This is a genomic window from Halorubrum sp. SD612 (genome assembly GCF_002135005.1).
In genome coordinates, this window is sequence record NZ_NEWI01000006.1 from 1 (window position 1) to 13,702 (window position 13,702).

13 protein-coding genes are annotated in these 13,702 nt (G+C 72.3%); 5 read left to right on the forward strand and 8 right to left on the reverse strand.

The genetic code is table 11. The annotated features are described in order from the left end of the window. Positions 1 to 291: 291 nt before the first annotated feature. Both B9G38_RS01315 and B9G38_RS01320 read right to left on the reverse strand, forming a co-directional pair. Positions 292 to 621: a ferredoxin family protein gene (locus B9G38_RS01315; protein WP_086219222.1), complete on the reverse strand. Its 330-nt coding sequence runs from the start codon at positions 619 to 621 to the stop codon at positions 292 to 294. A 102-nt stretch (positions 622 to 723) separates the two neighbouring features. Then, positions 724 to 2,496 carry a glutamate--tRNA ligase gene (locus B9G38_RS01320; RefSeq protein WP_086219223.1) on the reverse strand — a complete coding sequence of 591 codons (1,773 nt, stop codon included), beginning with the start codon at positions 2,494 to 2,496 and terminating at the stop codon, positions 724 to 726. Positions 2,497 to 2,927: 431 nt separating this feature from the next. On the opposite strand from B9G38_RS01320, the gene B9G38_RS01325 reads away from it, so the two are divergent. Beyond that, the gene (locus tag B9G38_RS01325) at positions 2,928 to 3,167 is read left to right on the forward strand and encodes a hypothetical protein (protein ID WP_080508553.1); all 240 of its coding nucleotides are present in this window, start codon (positions 2,928 to 2,930) and stop codon (positions 3,165 to 3,167) included. Positions 3,168 to 3,248: 81 nt separating this feature from the next. Here B9G38_RS01325 and surE read toward each other — a convergent pair whose 3' ends face one another. Together surE and carA are read right to left on the reverse strand one after the other, a co-directional pair. After that, positions 3,249 to 4,136, reverse strand: coding sequence for a 5'/3'-nucleotidase SurE (gene surE, locus B9G38_RS01330; RefSeq protein ID WP_049930297.1), 888 nt, complete (start codon positions 4,134 to 4,136; stop codon positions 3,249 to 3,251). 188 nt (positions 4,137 to 4,324) lie between these two features. Then, a complete protein-coding gene (carA, locus tag B9G38_RS01335; protein ID WP_086216423.1) occupies positions 4,325 to 5,386 on the reverse strand; it encodes a glutamine-hydrolyzing carbamoyl-phosphate synthase small subunit in 1,062 nt (353 codons plus the stop codon). A gap of 96 nt (positions 5,387 to 5,482) precedes the next feature. On the opposite strand from carA, the gene B9G38_RS01340 reads away from it, so the two are divergent. After that, positions 5,483 to 5,896, forward strand: a complete 414-nt coding sequence (locus B9G38_RS01340) for an Lrp/AsnC family transcriptional regulator (RefSeq protein WP_006114390.1) — start codon at positions 5,483 to 5,485, stop codon at positions 5,894 to 5,896. A gap of 64 nt (positions 5,897 to 5,960) precedes the next feature. Here B9G38_RS01340 and icd read toward each other — a convergent pair whose 3' ends face one another. The 3 genes from icd to B9G38_RS01355 all read right to left on the reverse strand — a co-directional run bounded on the left by icd (position 5,961) and on the right by B9G38_RS01355 (position 9,971). Beyond that, complete coding sequence (gene icd / locus B9G38_RS01345; RefSeq protein WP_086219224.1) at positions 5,961 to 7,223, reverse strand: isocitrate dehydrogenase (NADP(+)); 1,263 nt, start codon at positions 7,221 to 7,223, stop codon at positions 5,961 to 5,963. Between the two features lie 156 nt (positions 7,224 to 7,379). Then, entirely contained in the window at positions 7,380 to 8,384 is a 1,005-nt protein-coding gene (locus B9G38_RS01350; protein WP_086219225.1) for a glycosyltransferase, read from the reverse strand. A 57-nt stretch (positions 8,385 to 8,441) separates the two neighbouring features. Continuing rightward, the gene (locus tag B9G38_RS01355; RefSeq protein WP_086219226.1) at positions 8,442 to 9,971 is read right to left on the reverse strand and encodes an HTTM domain-containing protein; all 1,530 of its coding nucleotides are present in this window, start codon (positions 9,969 to 9,971) and stop codon (positions 8,442 to 8,444) included. 122 nt (positions 9,972 to 10,093) lie between these two features. On the opposite strand from B9G38_RS01355, the gene B9G38_RS01360 reads away from it, so the two are divergent. Further along, complete coding sequence (locus B9G38_RS01360; protein ID WP_086219227.1) at positions 10,094 to 11,032, forward strand: isoaspartyl peptidase/L-asparaginase; 939 nt, start codon at positions 10,094 to 10,096, stop codon at positions 11,030 to 11,032. Between the two features lie 55 nt (positions 11,033 to 11,087). On the opposite strand, the gene B9G38_RS01365 is transcribed toward B9G38_RS01360, so the two are convergent. Next, positions 11,088 to 11,603: a hypothetical protein gene (locus B9G38_RS01365; RefSeq protein WP_086219228.1), complete on the reverse strand. Its 516-nt coding sequence runs from the start codon at positions 11,601 to 11,603 to the stop codon at positions 11,088 to 11,090. Between the two features lie 195 nt (positions 11,604 to 11,798). On the opposite strand from B9G38_RS01365, the gene cofD reads away from it, so the two are divergent. Both cofD and B9G38_RS01375 read left to right on the forward strand, forming a co-directional pair. Continuing rightward, the gene (gene cofD / locus B9G38_RS01370) at positions 11,799 to 12,851 is read left to right on the forward strand and encodes a 2-phospho-L-lactate transferase (protein WP_086219229.1); all 1,053 of its coding nucleotides are present in this window, start codon (positions 11,799 to 11,801) and stop codon (positions 12,849 to 12,851) included. Then, the gene (locus B9G38_RS01375) at positions 12,848 to 13,702 is read left to right on the forward strand and encodes a tRNA-dihydrouridine synthase (RefSeq protein WP_086219230.1); all 855 of its coding nucleotides are present in this window, start codon (positions 12,848 to 12,850) and stop codon (positions 13,700 to 13,702) included. The genes cofD and B9G38_RS01375 overlap by 4 nt, the downstream gene beginning before the upstream one ends.

The window sequence follows — 13,702 nt, forward strand, 5'->3', positions numbered from 1 at the left end:
GGGGGAGGAGCGAGGGAGCGGGTCGGCGACGGGAGGCGGGGGGTGGGGAGGCGGGGGGGGCGGGGGGTGGTGTGGTGTGGTGTGGGGGGGGGACTCAAAGGGGCAGTCGGGGGGCGGAGGCAGGGGGCGCAAGCGCCGCAGGGGCGAGCGAAGGGAGCGACGAGGAGCGCAGCGAGCGTGTGTCCGCCTCGCGACTGGGGCTTTGGAGAGGTTCGACGGCGATCCGCTGTTGACCATTTATAAAAGAACAACTCGGCACACAGAGACCGCCACCACAACGAGAACGACTACTTATAATCGGTTCTCGCGTCCGGGGTCGACATCGATCGCGTCGACCGGACAGACGTCGACGCAGAGCATACAGTCGATACACTGGTCCTCGTCCGCTGGGTTCGCCTTCCGCTCGGACTCGGGGTGGCCGGGTGTGTCCGTCCACTCGAACACGTCGACCGGGCAGTCCTCCAGACACGCGCCGTCCGCGAGACAGATGTCGAAGTCGACCGCGACGTGGGTGCCGCGGATCCCCTGTTTCTCCGGCGGCTCGACGGGCCCCCACACGGTGACGCCGTCCTCCTCGCCGACCCGCTCGCGGTTCGCTTCGAAGTTCGAGTCGATGGCCATCGTTGCCCTCGCTTCGCCGGTCGCGGGTTTAAATTCCCCGACGAACGGATTCGGTCGACCGAGCGCAGCGCCGCCGGGCGGCCGGACATCGCCGACCTCGGCCTACGGGTGCGCGTAGTACGCCAGCAGGTCCTCGGTTCCGTTCGGGCCGTCCTCCTCGTCGGTCGCCTCGGGCTCGAACCCGTCGATCCGGGCGAAGCCGACGCGCACGAACTGGACGACCGTGTCGGGGTCGACGTCGGCGAGCGCGGGTTCGGTGATCCCGCGCACGTCGCCGTCGACGGTCCGGAGGAGCGTGTCGAGGCCCTCCTCAGCGGGCGCCCAGTGGACCACGTCCACGTCCCCCTCGCGGACGACCTCGATGCCGTCGTCGACGAAGGCGAGCTCGTCGCCCTCGTACCGGACGCAGCCGTACCCCTTGAGCCAGACGCGCTCGCCCTCGCTCGGGAGGTCGGGGGACTCGACGAGGACCCGGCCGGCGGGCACCTCGCGGTCGCCGCGGTCCTCGTGGTCGGGGTGGAGCGGCGGATGGCCGGCCGCGGGCGCGGGCGCGTCGCCGTCGACGACCGGGAGCGCCACGGCGGGCGCGTCGTCGCGGTCGCGGACGAAGAAGTAGCGGTCCGCCTCGTCGTCGACGAGGTCGCGGTTATGCGCGTAGACGGACGACATCGCGAGGTCGACGTCGGAGGTCGACATCCCCAGCTCCGTCATCGAGTCGACCAAGGCCTGCCCCCGGAGCCCGCGACGGCGCATCGACCGAATGGTCGGGGCGCGCGGGTCGTCCCAGCCCGTCAGTTCGCCGTCCGCGATGAGCCCCTTGATCGTCGAGGTGGAGAGCGTCACGTCGTACTCGTCGACCTGGACGTGGCCCCAGTGGAGCACCTCGGGGTACTCCCAGTCGAAGTAGTCGTAGACGAACCGCTGGCGCTTCGCGGAGTCCTGAAGGTCGATGCCGCGGATGATGTGGGTGACGCCAGTGAGGTGGTCGTCGACGCCGGACTGGAAGTCGAGCATGGGCCAGCAGCGGTAGTCGGCGGCCGCCTCGCGCGGGTGGGGCGTGTCGATCATCCGGAAGGCGACCCAGTCGCGCAGCGCGGGGTTCTTGTGCTCGATGTCGGTCTTCACGCGGAGGACCATCTCTCCCGAGCCGTACTCGCCGTCGACCATGGCCGCGAACTCCTCGCGGACCGTCTCGGCGTCCTTCTCGCGGTGCGGGCACGCCTCGCCCGCGTTCTTCAGCTCGGAGAAGTCGTCGCCGGAGCACGAGCAGGTGTACGCGCCGCCGGCGTCGATCAGGTCGCGGGCGTGCTCGTAGTACGTCTCCAGCCGGTCGGAGGCGTAGAGCACGCGGTCGGGCTCGAAGCCGAGGTACTCGATGTCGTCCAGGATGGCGTCGTACGCGTCTAAGTCGGGGCGTTTCGTCTCCGGGTCGGTGTCGTCGAACCGGCAGATGAACTCGCCGTCGTAGCGCTCCTTGTACGTCCCGATGACGGCGGGCATCCGCGCGTGGCCGACGTGCCACGGGCCGTTGGGGTTCGGCGCGGCGCGCATCACGACCTCGCCGTCCTCGGCGTTCGGGAGATCGGGGAGGACGCGGTCGTCGTCCTCGTCGTCGGCCTCCAGCTCCGCGAGCTTATCGGGGGCGAGTTCGCCGAGCCGCTCCCGGCGGGCCGCCTCGTCCATCTCGCCGACCTCCTCGACGACCGGCGCGAGGACGCCCGGGATCTCGTCGCCGTGTGGGCGGAACTCGGGGTTCTCGCCCATGATCGGCCCCATGATCGCGCCCACGTCCGGGTCGCTGCCGTGTTTGAGCGCGTTGAAAAGCGCCGCGGCCTCGCCGGCCGCCGCGACGCGCTCGCGGAGTTCGTCGTCCATGCCGCTCGCTTGTCGGGGTCGGGTCAAAAACGCCGCGAAACGGCGGGGAGGGGCGAGTCCCGGAGCGGAGCGGGCGACGCGGGGCGCGGGCGGCGTCGCCGCGGCGCCCGTCGCACCGGAACGGCGGGTAGGGGCACTCGACACGAGCCGCCGAACGGTCTTAAACGACCCAGACCGTTCACGGCGGAGAGAGCCCAGAGACGGCGTGAACGGTCGAGAGTCTTTTGCCCGTGCGGGACCGAACGCACCGATCGACCGTCGCCGTGGGCACGTCCGACGGACGGTCCGGGACGACGATCGTTCCGCGGTCGCTCCGGCGGCACCGGACTCGGACGAACGGGTTCGGTTCGTCGCCTTGATGTTCGCCGGGGACGTGGTGGGCGCATGAGCGTCGCGCCGGGAGTCGTCGGAACACAGATGAGGGGATCGCGGTGGTAGGACCCATCTCCGAGTCCGAACGGGACGCGGGGAACCGGAAGATCAGGATCGCGTTGCTCGCGATTGTCACGGCCTCGCCGCCGCTCCTCGCCCTCCAGTTGGACCCGTCGCCTCTCCAGTTGCTCGCCGCGCTCGGCGGCGGCTTCCTCGTCGGGCTGGTCGTCGTGTGGTACCTCGGTCGGCTCGCCGCGGAGTTCAGCGGGAGCGGGCGACGGCCCCGGCGGCGTCGCTGAATCGATAGACCGCGCCGCTAAATCGGCAGACCGCGCCGCTGAAGTGGTCGATAGTGGTCGTACTCCGACCGACGACCGCCGTTAATCGGCTCCCGTCTCTGCGCCTCGAACCGGCTCGACGAGTTCGCCCGCCTTTTCGCCCGCGACGGCGCGCGAACTCGACAGCGGGGAGATGCTCACTTCGCCCTCCACGGCCGCGCGGCGGTCCGACCCGGGATCGTCCGCCACGTCGCCGCGCAGGAACTCCCGCCAGAAGCGGTCCCGCAGTTCCATCCCCATCTCGCCGCGGCGCTCGCCGAACTCCCAGCCCTCGGGGACGTTCTCGTCGTCGGGTCCCTCCTCGCCCGGGCGGAACTCGATCACGTCGAAGCCGCGGGCGGGCTCGGTCAGCCGGTAGGTGGGGTCCTCCGCGGCCTCGTCGTCCGCCGCCGGGACGTTGACGTTCAACACGTCGGCGCCGAACGGGAGTTCGAGGGCGCCGTCGCCGGCGTCGCGTTCGGCGCGGTCGATCAGGTCGGCGACGACCTCGCCGGCGACCGCGAAGTCGCCGTTGTCGAGCGTCGGCGGCACGGGGAGGTTCCCGCGGTCGTACAGCGACACGGCGATCGCGGGCGTGCCGAGGAACGAGGCCTCCATCGCGGCGCCGACGGTGCCGGACTGCCCGAGGATGTGCGCGCCGATGTTCGGGCCGTGGTTGCAGCCGGAGACGACCACGTCGGGGTCGAGCCCGAGCGCCACGTCCGCGACCGCGACGCAGTCCGCGGGAGTCCCCTCGACCGCGTAGCCGCGGTCCGTCTCGGTGTAGTCGACCGTCGTGTCCCACCACGAGCGCGCGCCGCCGACGCCGGACTGGTTCGTCGCGGGCGCGACGACCGTCACGTCGTGGTCGCGCGAGAGCGCGTCCGCGAGCGCCCGAAGCCCGACGGCGTCGATCCCGTCGTCGTTGGTGAGCAGGATCTCGGTTGGCATACGACGGTGTGCGGGGGGACGGGAGAAAACGTCGCCGGTCCGCGGCGAGGGGCGCGGAGACCGAAGGACGGACCGAGAGGTGAGAGCGGAGAGCGAAGACGGCGTCGCGAGCGCCGACCGGGTGGTACTCCGAGTGGTCAGTCAGAGGGCGTCGGAACCGCCGGGAGCGGGGAGGGCGGACCGTCGGCTCAGTCGGCCGCGACGCGGCGCGACGAGGTCGCCAGGTCGAGCACTTCGTCGAAGAAGCCGAGCGAGTCGTGCGGCCCGGGGTTCGCCTCGGGGTGGTACTGGCGGGTGATCACGTCGAGATCCTCGCTGTCGAGCCCCTCGACGGTGTCGTCGTTGACGTTCACCTGCGTCACCTCCAGCGGGCCGGTGTCGTCGACCGTGTAGCCGTGGTTCTGGGTGGTCATCACGACCTTGTCGGTGCGGAGGTCCTTCACCGGCTGGTTGACGCCGCGGTGGCCGAACGCCATCTTCTCGGTCGAGCCGCCGAGCGCGCTCGTGATCACCTGCTGTCCGAGGCAGATGCCGGCCATCGGCAGGTCGCCGGCGAACTCGTCGACGACCGCCTGGGCCGCGACGAAGTTCTCCGGGTCGCCCGGGCCGTTCGAGACGAAGAGCACGTCGGGCCCGACGGCGGCCACGTCCTCGGGGGTCGCGTCGTACGGGAGCACGTGGACGTCCGCGCCGCGGTCGGTGAGCGAGGAGATGATCGATCCCTTGGCGCCGCAGTCGAGGAGGGCCACGTCGGCGTCGCCGCCCCCCTCGTGGACGGTCGGCTCCGCGACGGACACCTGCGCGCCGATATCGACGTGGTCGCTCATCGGCTTACACGCCTCCATCGCTTCGACGGCGTCCTCGGCGGTCGCGTCCGGGCCGGCGGCGATCCCGCAGGCCATCGCGCCCTCCTCGCGGACGGTGGTGACGATTTCGCGGGTGTCGACGTGGTCGACGGCCGGAACGCCTTCCGCGGCGAGCCAGTCGGCGACGTCGTCGGTCATCTCGCGGGCGACCGCCGCGTTCGGCCGGACCGATTCGGACTCGAACCGCTCGGTTCGGACGCCGTAGTTCCCGATGAGGGGGTACGAGAAGGTGAGGATCTGTTCGGCGTAGGAGGGGTCGGTGAGCGACTCCTCGTAGCCGGTGTACGCGGTCGTGAACACTAGTTCGCCGCGGGTCCGCCCCGGCGCACGGGCGCGCGCTTCGAGCACGCGACCGTCGGCCAGCGCGATGTAGGCGTCCGACATTACGAGAAACGTACGTGTAAAGGATAATAAATGCGTCGTTCGAAGGTTAGTTACGATATTCGTAACGGGTAAGTCGGCGGACCGAGACGGATCGGTATGGACGACCTCGACAGACGGATCCTCTCGATCCTGCGACGGGACGCGCGGACCCCGTACACGGAGATCGCGGACCGGGTGGGGACCTCCGAGGGGACCGTGCGCAACCGCGTCGACCGGATGACGGACGAAGGCGTGATCGAGCGGTTCACGGTCACGACCCGCACCGGGAACGTGAAGGCGATGATCGAGATCTCGGTGGAGATGAACGTCAACACGGACGCGGTCGGCCAGCGGATGGTGGAGTGGGAGGAGGTCGACTTCGTCTGGCAGGTGTCCGGCGAGGAGGACGTCGTCCTCGTCGTCGACGCGGTCGACACGCGCGCGGTCAACGAACTGATCACGCAGGCCCGCGAGATGGACGAGGTCAAGTCGACGAAGACGCGGCTCATCCTCGACGAGCGGTTGGGATAGGCGGGGACGCAGCGACGATTTGGAGAGAAGAGGAGTCGTTGACCGCGGGGTCGACGACGGAGCCTTACGCCAGTTCGTCGATCTTGTCGACGACGGCGTCCGCGAACTCGCTGGTGGCGAGCTTCTCGCCGCCCTCGATCTGCCGGTGGAGGTCGTAGGTGACCTTGCCCGAGGCGATGGTCTCCTCGACGGCGTCGCGCACGAGGTCCGCGGCGTCGGACCAGCCGAGGTAGTCGAGCATCTCGCGGCCCGAGAGGATCATCGCGGTGGGGTTCACCTTGTCCTCGCCGGCGTACTTGGGCGCGGAGCCGTGGACGGGCTCGGCGAGACAGCGGCCGTGACCGCGGTTGATGCCGGGCGCGATGCCGAGGCCGCCGATCTGCGCGCCGGCGGCGTCGGACATGTAGTCGCCGTTGAGGTTCATCGTCGCGATGACGGAGTACTCGTCGGTGCGGGTCAGCAGCTGCTGGAGCATGTTGTCCGCGATGCGGTCTTTCACGACGAGGGTGCCCTCCGGCTGCTCGCCGTCGTGCTCCTCCCAGAGCTGGTCTTCGGTGATCACGTCGTCGCCGTACTCCTCCTCGGCGACCTCGTAGCCCCAGTCGCGGAAGGCGCCCTCGGTGAACTTCATGATGTTCCCCTTGTGGACGAGGGTGACCGAGTCGCGGTCGTTCGCGAGCGCGTAGTCGACGGCCTCGCGGATGAGGCGCTTCGAGCCGAACTCGGAGATGGGCTTGACGCCGATGCCGACCGGACCGTCGTGGATGACGTCCGCGATGCCCATGTCGTCCTCGAGGAAGTCGCGTACCTGCTCCGCGCCCTCGGTGCCGGCCTCCCACTCGACGCCGGCGTAGACGTCCTCGGTGTTCTCGCGGAACGTGACCATGTCCATCTCCCCGGGGCTCTTGACGGGGGACGGGACGCCCTCGAGGTGGTAGGTGGGACGGACGTTCGCGAACAGGTCGAGCGTCTTGCGGAGGGCGACGTTCAGCGAGCGGAAGCCGGCGCCGACGGGGGTCGTCAGCGGGCCCTTGATCGCGACGCGGTGGTCGCGGATGGCCGAGACGGTGTCCTCGGGGAGGTTCTCGTCGTACTTCTCGCGGGCGCTGGCACCGGCGTAGACGCGCATCCACGAGAGGGATCGGCCGGTCGCTTCCGCGGCGGCGTCGAGCACCTGCTGTGCGGCCGGCCCGACGTCGGTGCCGATTCCGTCGCCGTGGATGATCGGGATGATGGGGTTCGACGGCACGTTCAGCTCGCCGGTCTCCTCGTCGGCGAGCGTGATCGCTTCGCCGTCGTCAGGGACGTCGACTTTATCGTAACTCATGAACGTTCGACGATTTCCGTGGCCCCCTAAAGTGGTTGCCGTTTTCGGCGTGAGCGTCGCGCTCGCAGCCTTTGCCGGTTCTCGCCGCGGGCGCTCTCGCAGTCTCTCCCGTTCTCACCGCGGGCGGCCCCGACGCCTCCCCGCGGTGTCCCGCGGTCAGATCGGCTCGACCTCGACGTCGAACAGCGACCGCCAGCGGTAGCGGCGCCCGCCCCAGACGAACGTCCGGCGGGCGAACGCGTACGCCATCAGCGGGGGCGCGATCAGCACGCCCGGCGCGGCGAGCAGGAACGTCGCGCGCCGGATCCCGAACCGGGCGTACGCCGCCCCGGCGAGGGCCGTGACGAGCGTCACCCCGGCGACCGGCGCGAACAGGCAGAGCGCCGCCATCGAGACGCCGAAGGCGGCGTTGAACGCGGTCGCCCCGGGGGCGTGGTACCGGGTGATCGTCAGGAAGCGGACGAACCGCTCCAGCGAGTCCCGGGCCGACCCGCCCGCCCGGACGTACCGCGTCCGGTCGACCGACGCCACGTCGAGGTGGTCGGTGAGCGTCCCGTCGTCGCTGACCGTCCGCAGGAGGTCCCGGCGGAACGCCGCCTCCCCGTCGCGGAGGTCCTCGCGCTCGAATATTACCGCGCCGCCCCACGCGACGCCGGCCGCGAACACCGCGAGCGTCCCGCCGATCACGTACGCGGGTTCGAACAGGCGAGCCAGCGGGTCGAGCCCGACGAACACCGGGACCTCCGTGGTGGGCCCCTGCCGGTCGTAGTCGGCGTCGAGCGTCGCCAGCCAGTCGGGCGGATGGCGGAAGTCGTCGTCCGTCCAGGCGATCCGGTCGTTCGCGGCCGCCGCCATCCCGGCGGCGATCGCGTTGGCCTTGCCGGAACACCCCTCCGGTTCGCCGGCGATGACGATCCGGACGCGGGGCGGCAGGTCCCCCCGCCGGTCGGCGACCGGGTCGTCCGGGGAGTCGCAGATCACGAGGAGTTCGTCGGCGTCCGCGTCGTCGTCGGCCGCGCCGCTCGCCTCACCGCCGAGCGCCTCGGACCCGCGGAGCTGGGCCGCCACCTCGTCGCAGGCGTCGGTCCAGCGGACGGTCGGGAGCAGGACGGACACCGGCGTCGAGTTTCCCGGCGACGCGGTCGGTTCCGGAGCTGTCACGACAGGGGTATCGTGCGGTCCGAAAGTAAACGTCCGCGATCGAGTCTCGCGCCCCGTTCACGGCGCCGAGCACGAGCGCGTCCCGAGTTCGTCGACCCGCGTCTCCCCGTCCCTCACGTCGACGTCGACGGCCGACACCGTGACCGACTGGATCGCGCCGTCTCCACCCTCGGCGAAGCCCCCCGCCCGGTCGCAGAGGTGCGCGAGCAGCGGGTCGACGCGGGCCGAGTCAGGGTTGTTCGCGAGCGCCGTGAGGAGCTTCCGCCAGCGCGCGGTCGGGTACGCGCGGGCGTCGGAGGGCGGTCGGTCGCGCGCGACGCGGTCGCCATACAGCGCGTCGATCCGGTCGCCGTCGGCGGTCGCGGCGGTCGCCGACACGCGCGCGTCGGTCGAGGGCGGGTTCGGCGCGAACATGGTCCAGCCGCCCTCCGTCGGGTCGGACACCGACGCGACCGCGTCGGGCGTCTCGACGGCCCCGAGCGCCATCCCGTTCCACGCGACGACCGCGACGAGGAGGACCGCGGCGAGGACCGGGATCGCGGCCGCGACTCCCTCGCGGAGGACCCGGAGCGACCGCGAACCGGCCGGTCGTCCCGCGGAGCCGGTCCGACGCTCCGCGAGGCGGCGGAGCCGGTCGGCGGCGGGGGCGACCGCGCGCTCGACGCGGTCCCAGACGAACGGCGGGAAGAAGGGCAGCAGCGAGGTCGCGGAGATCGCGGGGAACACGCCGATCTGTAGCGCGGCGGCCATCGAGAGGTGCGCGGCGACGAACGTCCCCGCGAGCGCGGCCCGGACCCGGCCGGCGGCCGCGACCAGCAGCGGGGAGGCGACGAGCAGCGCGAGCCAGCCGTAGGTGGCCGCCGAGAGCAGCGCCGGCCACTCCGGGACGAGCCCGCCGAGCGGGCCGTGGAGGTAGGTGAGCCGGAACACGCGCGCGACCGCCTCGCCGCCGGGCCACATCGACCCTCGGAGCTTCTCGACCGCGTTGGCGACGTACACGACGACCGCGAGCGTCAGGAGGAGCGCCGATGCGGGGCCCGCGACGCGGTCGCCGCCGTCGCCGCTGGGCGGGGCCGCGGCATCGGGGGCGCGGCGGCGGACCGCGTCGACCGACCAGCGAGCGCTGAGCGAGCACAGGAGTCCGGCGCCGAGCAGCTGGAGGAGGAGGGTGTCCCCGGCGTTGAGGACGAAGGGGTTCCGCGCCTGAAGCGACGCGAGCAGGAGCAGGGAGGCGACGACCGCGACGCGGGTCCGGCGGCCGACCGCGAGCGCGACGGCGGCGAGCGCGGCGGCGAGGAACAGCAGCGCGACGGCCCACGCCTCGCCGGAGACGGCGTGGAGCGAGAAGCGGGCGCCGAGTGGATACGCGTCGGTGAGCGTCGCCCGCGGGAGGACGCCGGCGTCCGTGTAGAAGGCGACGAGGTTCCGCGACCGGAGCGCGAGGTCGACGAGGAGGACGGCGCCGAGCGCGATCCGGAACGCGGCGAGCGCGCGGGGGTCAATCCCGAGTCGCCGGCGGAGCGCGGCGCGGAGCCGGGACGCGGCGCGGCGTGGGGCGGCGCCGCCGGCGGAATCGGCCGTCGTCACGATGGCTCCGACTCGCCCAGCGGCGGGAATAGGTCTTGCGGCGGCGGAGCGGGAGGCCGGTCGACCCCAGCGGTCGCCGCCGGCTTCCGGACGCTTATGTGGCCGCCGCGGGAGCCTCCGGTATGCGAGTCATCGTTCACGGCGGCGCCGGCGGCGCCCCGGACGACCCGAAGCCAAGGCAGGCGGTCCTCGACGAGGCGGCCGCGCGCGGCGCCGACGCCGCGACGCCGCTCGACGCGGTGGAGTCGGCGGTCGCCGTCCTCGAATCGGACCCCCGGTTCAACGCGGGCGTCGGCGGCGCGGTCCAGTCCGACGGCGTCGTCCGCACCGACGCGGGCGTGATGACCTCGGACCGCGAGATCGGCGCGGCCTGCTCGATGCCGGGCGTCGAACACGCGGCGAGCGTCGCCCGGATCGTCCGTGACGAGACGCCGCACGTCTTCGTCTCGGGTGAACACGCCGTCGAACTCGCGGCGGAGTTCGGCGTCGAGACGGGCGCCGCCCTGCTCACCGACGAGACGCGGGAGCGATACGAGGCGGAGGACCCGCCGCGGGGCGGCTCGCGGGAGCACCTCGACTGGCTTGCGTCGCGGTTCGGGTCGGGCGACGATCGGGCCGGCGAGCGGCCGGACGACGGCGACGGGACGGGGGTCGAGGCGTCGGGCCGCGCCTCCGATCACGACACCGTCGGCGCGGTCGCGACCGACGGGGAGCGCGTCGCGGCGGTCACCTCGACCGGCGGGCGGTCGTTCGCGCTCGCGGGGCGCGTCGGCGACGTGCCGCAGGTCGGCTCCGGCTTCTTTTGTACCGAGGCCGGCGGGGCGAGCGCGACGGGCGCCGGCGAAGACATCGCGCGGGTGACGCTCTCGCGACGAGCGGTCGGCCACCTCGATGACGGCCTCGGGGCGCAGGAGGCGGCGGACCGGGCGATCGCGGAGTTCGAGGGGCTGACCGGGTCGGGGGCGGGCGTCATCGTCCTCGACCCGACCGCGGCGGGCGCAGACGCGGCCGGGAGCGCGTTCAACACCGAGGGGATGCAGACGAGCGTCGCACACGAATAGCCGCCGGCGAGTCCGGCGCGGCGAGGCGGCGTCCCGGCCGGGCGACGGACCCGCGCTATTCGAGGGCGGTCGCGAGCTTTCGGTTGCGGTTCGTCGTGGGAACGTCGGAGTCGATGAGCTGTCCGCAGGCGTCGACGAACCCGGCGTGACCGACCTCGCCGCAGAGGACGTGGGTTTCCGCCTCGGTGTTGACGTAGACGTCGATCACGTCGCGGTCCGAGTGAGAGAGGAAGTCGCGGGTCGTGTTCCAGCCGCCGACCGCGAACAGCCCGAGGAACGCCGCGAACGCGATCTCGGGGCGGGTCTCGACGCGTCCGGTGTACACCAGCCCGATAGCGCCGACGGTGAGGACGAGCGAGAGGACGAGGAAGAACAGTCCGAGGAACGTGTGCCGGTGGAGGCTCGTGTCCCGCTCGAACTCGACGCTTGTGATATCGCGGACCGGGATCGAGACGGGTTCGTCCGCGGACGGCCGACGGTAGGTAAGTTCCCCGTCGGACGCAGAAAACGAGACCGTGTTTTCTCCGTCGATGATATATTCATCGAGGTGTGCTTCGGTCGTGAAATTCATGAGGGGACAGGACGGTGTCGAGACGGTTCTTTCGGTTCGTCTGATATGTAGCTTTCGACACCTATTGGCGGCTTTCAGCGCCTCCGTCGACTGCCCCCGCGACGGTGACTCGAGGGGACCGCCACTGGTAGCACCGGTCGTACCTCGTCGCCCGCGGAGGCGAGGATACAAGCCCGACCGTCGCCTTGCGCCGGTATGGTAACCTTCCTCGCCGGGGGGACGGGCACGCCGAAGCTCCTCGACGGCGCGGCCCGGGTGTTCGATCCGTCCGAGACCGCGGTCGTCGCCAACACCGGCGACGACGTCGAGATCGGCGGTCACCTCGTCTGCCCCGACGTCGACACCGTGCTGTTCGCGGGCGGCGGCGTCCTCGACCGCGAGACGTGGTGGGGTATCGACGGCGACACGACCGCGACCCACGAGGAGCTCTCCCGCCTCGCGAGCGCCGCGGGCGACGCGCTCGACGGCGAGCCGGGGACCCCGCGCTACCTCGACGACGCGACGCAGACCGCTGGCCGCGAGATCGCCCGCTGGCGGCGGTTCTCCGCGGTCGGCGAGTTCATGGAGATCGGCGACCGCGACCGCGCGGTCCACCTCACGCGCACGGGCCTGCTCGACGAGGGGAAGTCGCTCACCGAGGCGGTCCGCGTCCTCGCCGCGGCGTTCGACCTCGACGTCGACCTCCTCCCGATGTCCGACGACGCGGTGGCGACGCTGGTCCACACCGAGGGCGGCGAGACCATCCACTTCCAGGAGTACTGGGTCGCGCGCCGCGCCGAGCCCGCGGTCGCCGACGTGGAGTTCCGGGGGGCGGCCGACGCGGAACCGACCGACGCCGCGCTGGCGGCGCTCGCCGACCCGGTCGTGATCGGCCCCTCGAACCCGGTGACGAGCCTCGGCCCGATGCTGGCGCTCCCCGGGTTCGAGCGCGCGCTCCGCGAGACGCCCGTGGTCGCCGTCTCGCCGTTCGTCGGCGACGAGGTGTTCTCCGGCCCGGCCGCGGAGCTGATGGCGGGCGTCGGCCGCGAGCCCTCGACAGCGGGGGTGGCCGAAGCGTACCCCTTCGCGGACGCGTTCGTCCTCGACGACGACGACCCGACCGACCTCGATCGGCACGTCGAGCGCACCGACACGGAGATCGACGGCGTCGACGACGCCGAGCGCGTCGCCCGGGCCTGCGAACGAGCGCTGACGGCGGTCGCCGGCGTCGCGGCGGACGCGGGGGCGCCGCGGGAGGGGGCGGAGTGACCCGGCGCGCCGACGCGGCCGGAGCGTCCGCGGGCGACGATCCGTTCCTCGTCGCCGCGAGCCTCAGCGGCGCGGCCGACAGCGAGTGGGCCCGCGCTGCGGCCGAGCACGTCGACGCCGCGCTACTCGGCGGGGTCGCGCTCGATCCCGCCAGTCGGGCGGCCGCCCGCGATCTTGTCGCGCGCGGGCGATCGGAGTTCCTCCCGACCGACCCGCTCGGGTTCGTCGCCGACCAGATCGACGCGCTCGCCGAGGTTCCGGTCCGGCCGGGGGTCAACGTCCGGAGCGCGGCGCCGGAGCCGGTCCGGGAGGCCGCGCGGATCTGCGCCGACCGCGGCGCGGTCTGCGAGGTCAACGCCCACTGTCGGCAGCCCGAACTCCGCGCGGTCGGCTGCGGCGAGTCGCTGCTCCGCGATCCGGCCCGGTTGACGCGGTACGTCGCCGCCGCGAGCGGGACGGGCGCGACGACGAGCGTGAAGGTCCGCGCCGAGGTGCCCGGCGTCGACCTCGTCGCCGTCGCGGAGCGCGTCGCGAGCGCGGGCGCGGACTGGCTCCACGTCGACGCGATGGACTCGGAGGCGGTGATCGCGGACCTCGCAGCGGCGGTCGACGCGGCATCCGGGGGCGGAGACCGCCTCGCCGACCTGACAGTCGTCGCCAACAACGGCGTCCGAGGCCGCGAGACGGTCGCCGAATACGCCGCGCACGGGGCCGACGCGGTGAGCGCGGGGCGCCCGACGGAGGACCCGCCGGTCCTCGCGCGCGTCGCGGACGCTGTCGATGAGTGGCGGGCGGGATCGCTGCGGGAGCGCGCCGGCGAAGCGGATCCCGGGCCGGAGGTGCGGCCGTGA

Bases quoted from the DNA above. Each gene is read 5' to 3' on its own strand.
- B9G38_RS01320 (WP_086219223.1), bottom strand. From the start codon at position 2,496: ATGGACGACGAACTCCGCGAGCGCGTCGCGGCGGCCGGCGAGGCCGCG.
- B9G38_RS01365 (WP_086219228.1), bottom strand. From the start codon at position 11,603: ATGAATTTCACGACCGAAGCACACCTCGATGAATATATCATCGACGGA.
- carA (WP_086216423.1), bottom strand. From the start codon at position 5,386: ATGTCGGACGCCTACATCGCGCTGGCCGACGGTCGCGTGCTCGAAGCG.
- B9G38_RS01360 (WP_086219227.1), top strand. From the start codon at position 10,094: ATGCGAGTCATCGTTCACGGCGGCGCCGGCGGCGCCCCGGACGACCCG.
- icd (WP_086219224.1), bottom strand. From the start codon at position 7,223: ATGAGTTACGATAAAGTCGACGTCCCTGACGACGGCGAAGCGATCACG.
- cofD (WP_086219229.1), top strand. From the start codon at position 11,799: ATGGTAACCTTCCTCGCCGGGGGGACGGGCACGCCGAAGCTCCTCGAC.
- surE (WP_049930297.1), bottom strand. From the start codon at position 4,136: ATGCCAACCGAGATCCTGCTCACCAACGACGACGGGATCGACGCCGTC.
- B9G38_RS01340 (WP_006114390.1), top strand. From the start codon at position 5,483: ATGGACGACCTCGACAGACGGATCCTCTCGATCCTGCGACGGGACGCG.
- B9G38_RS01315 (WP_086219222.1), bottom strand. From the start codon at position 621: ATGGCCATCGACTCGAACTTCGAAGCGAACCGCGAGCGGGTCGGCGAG.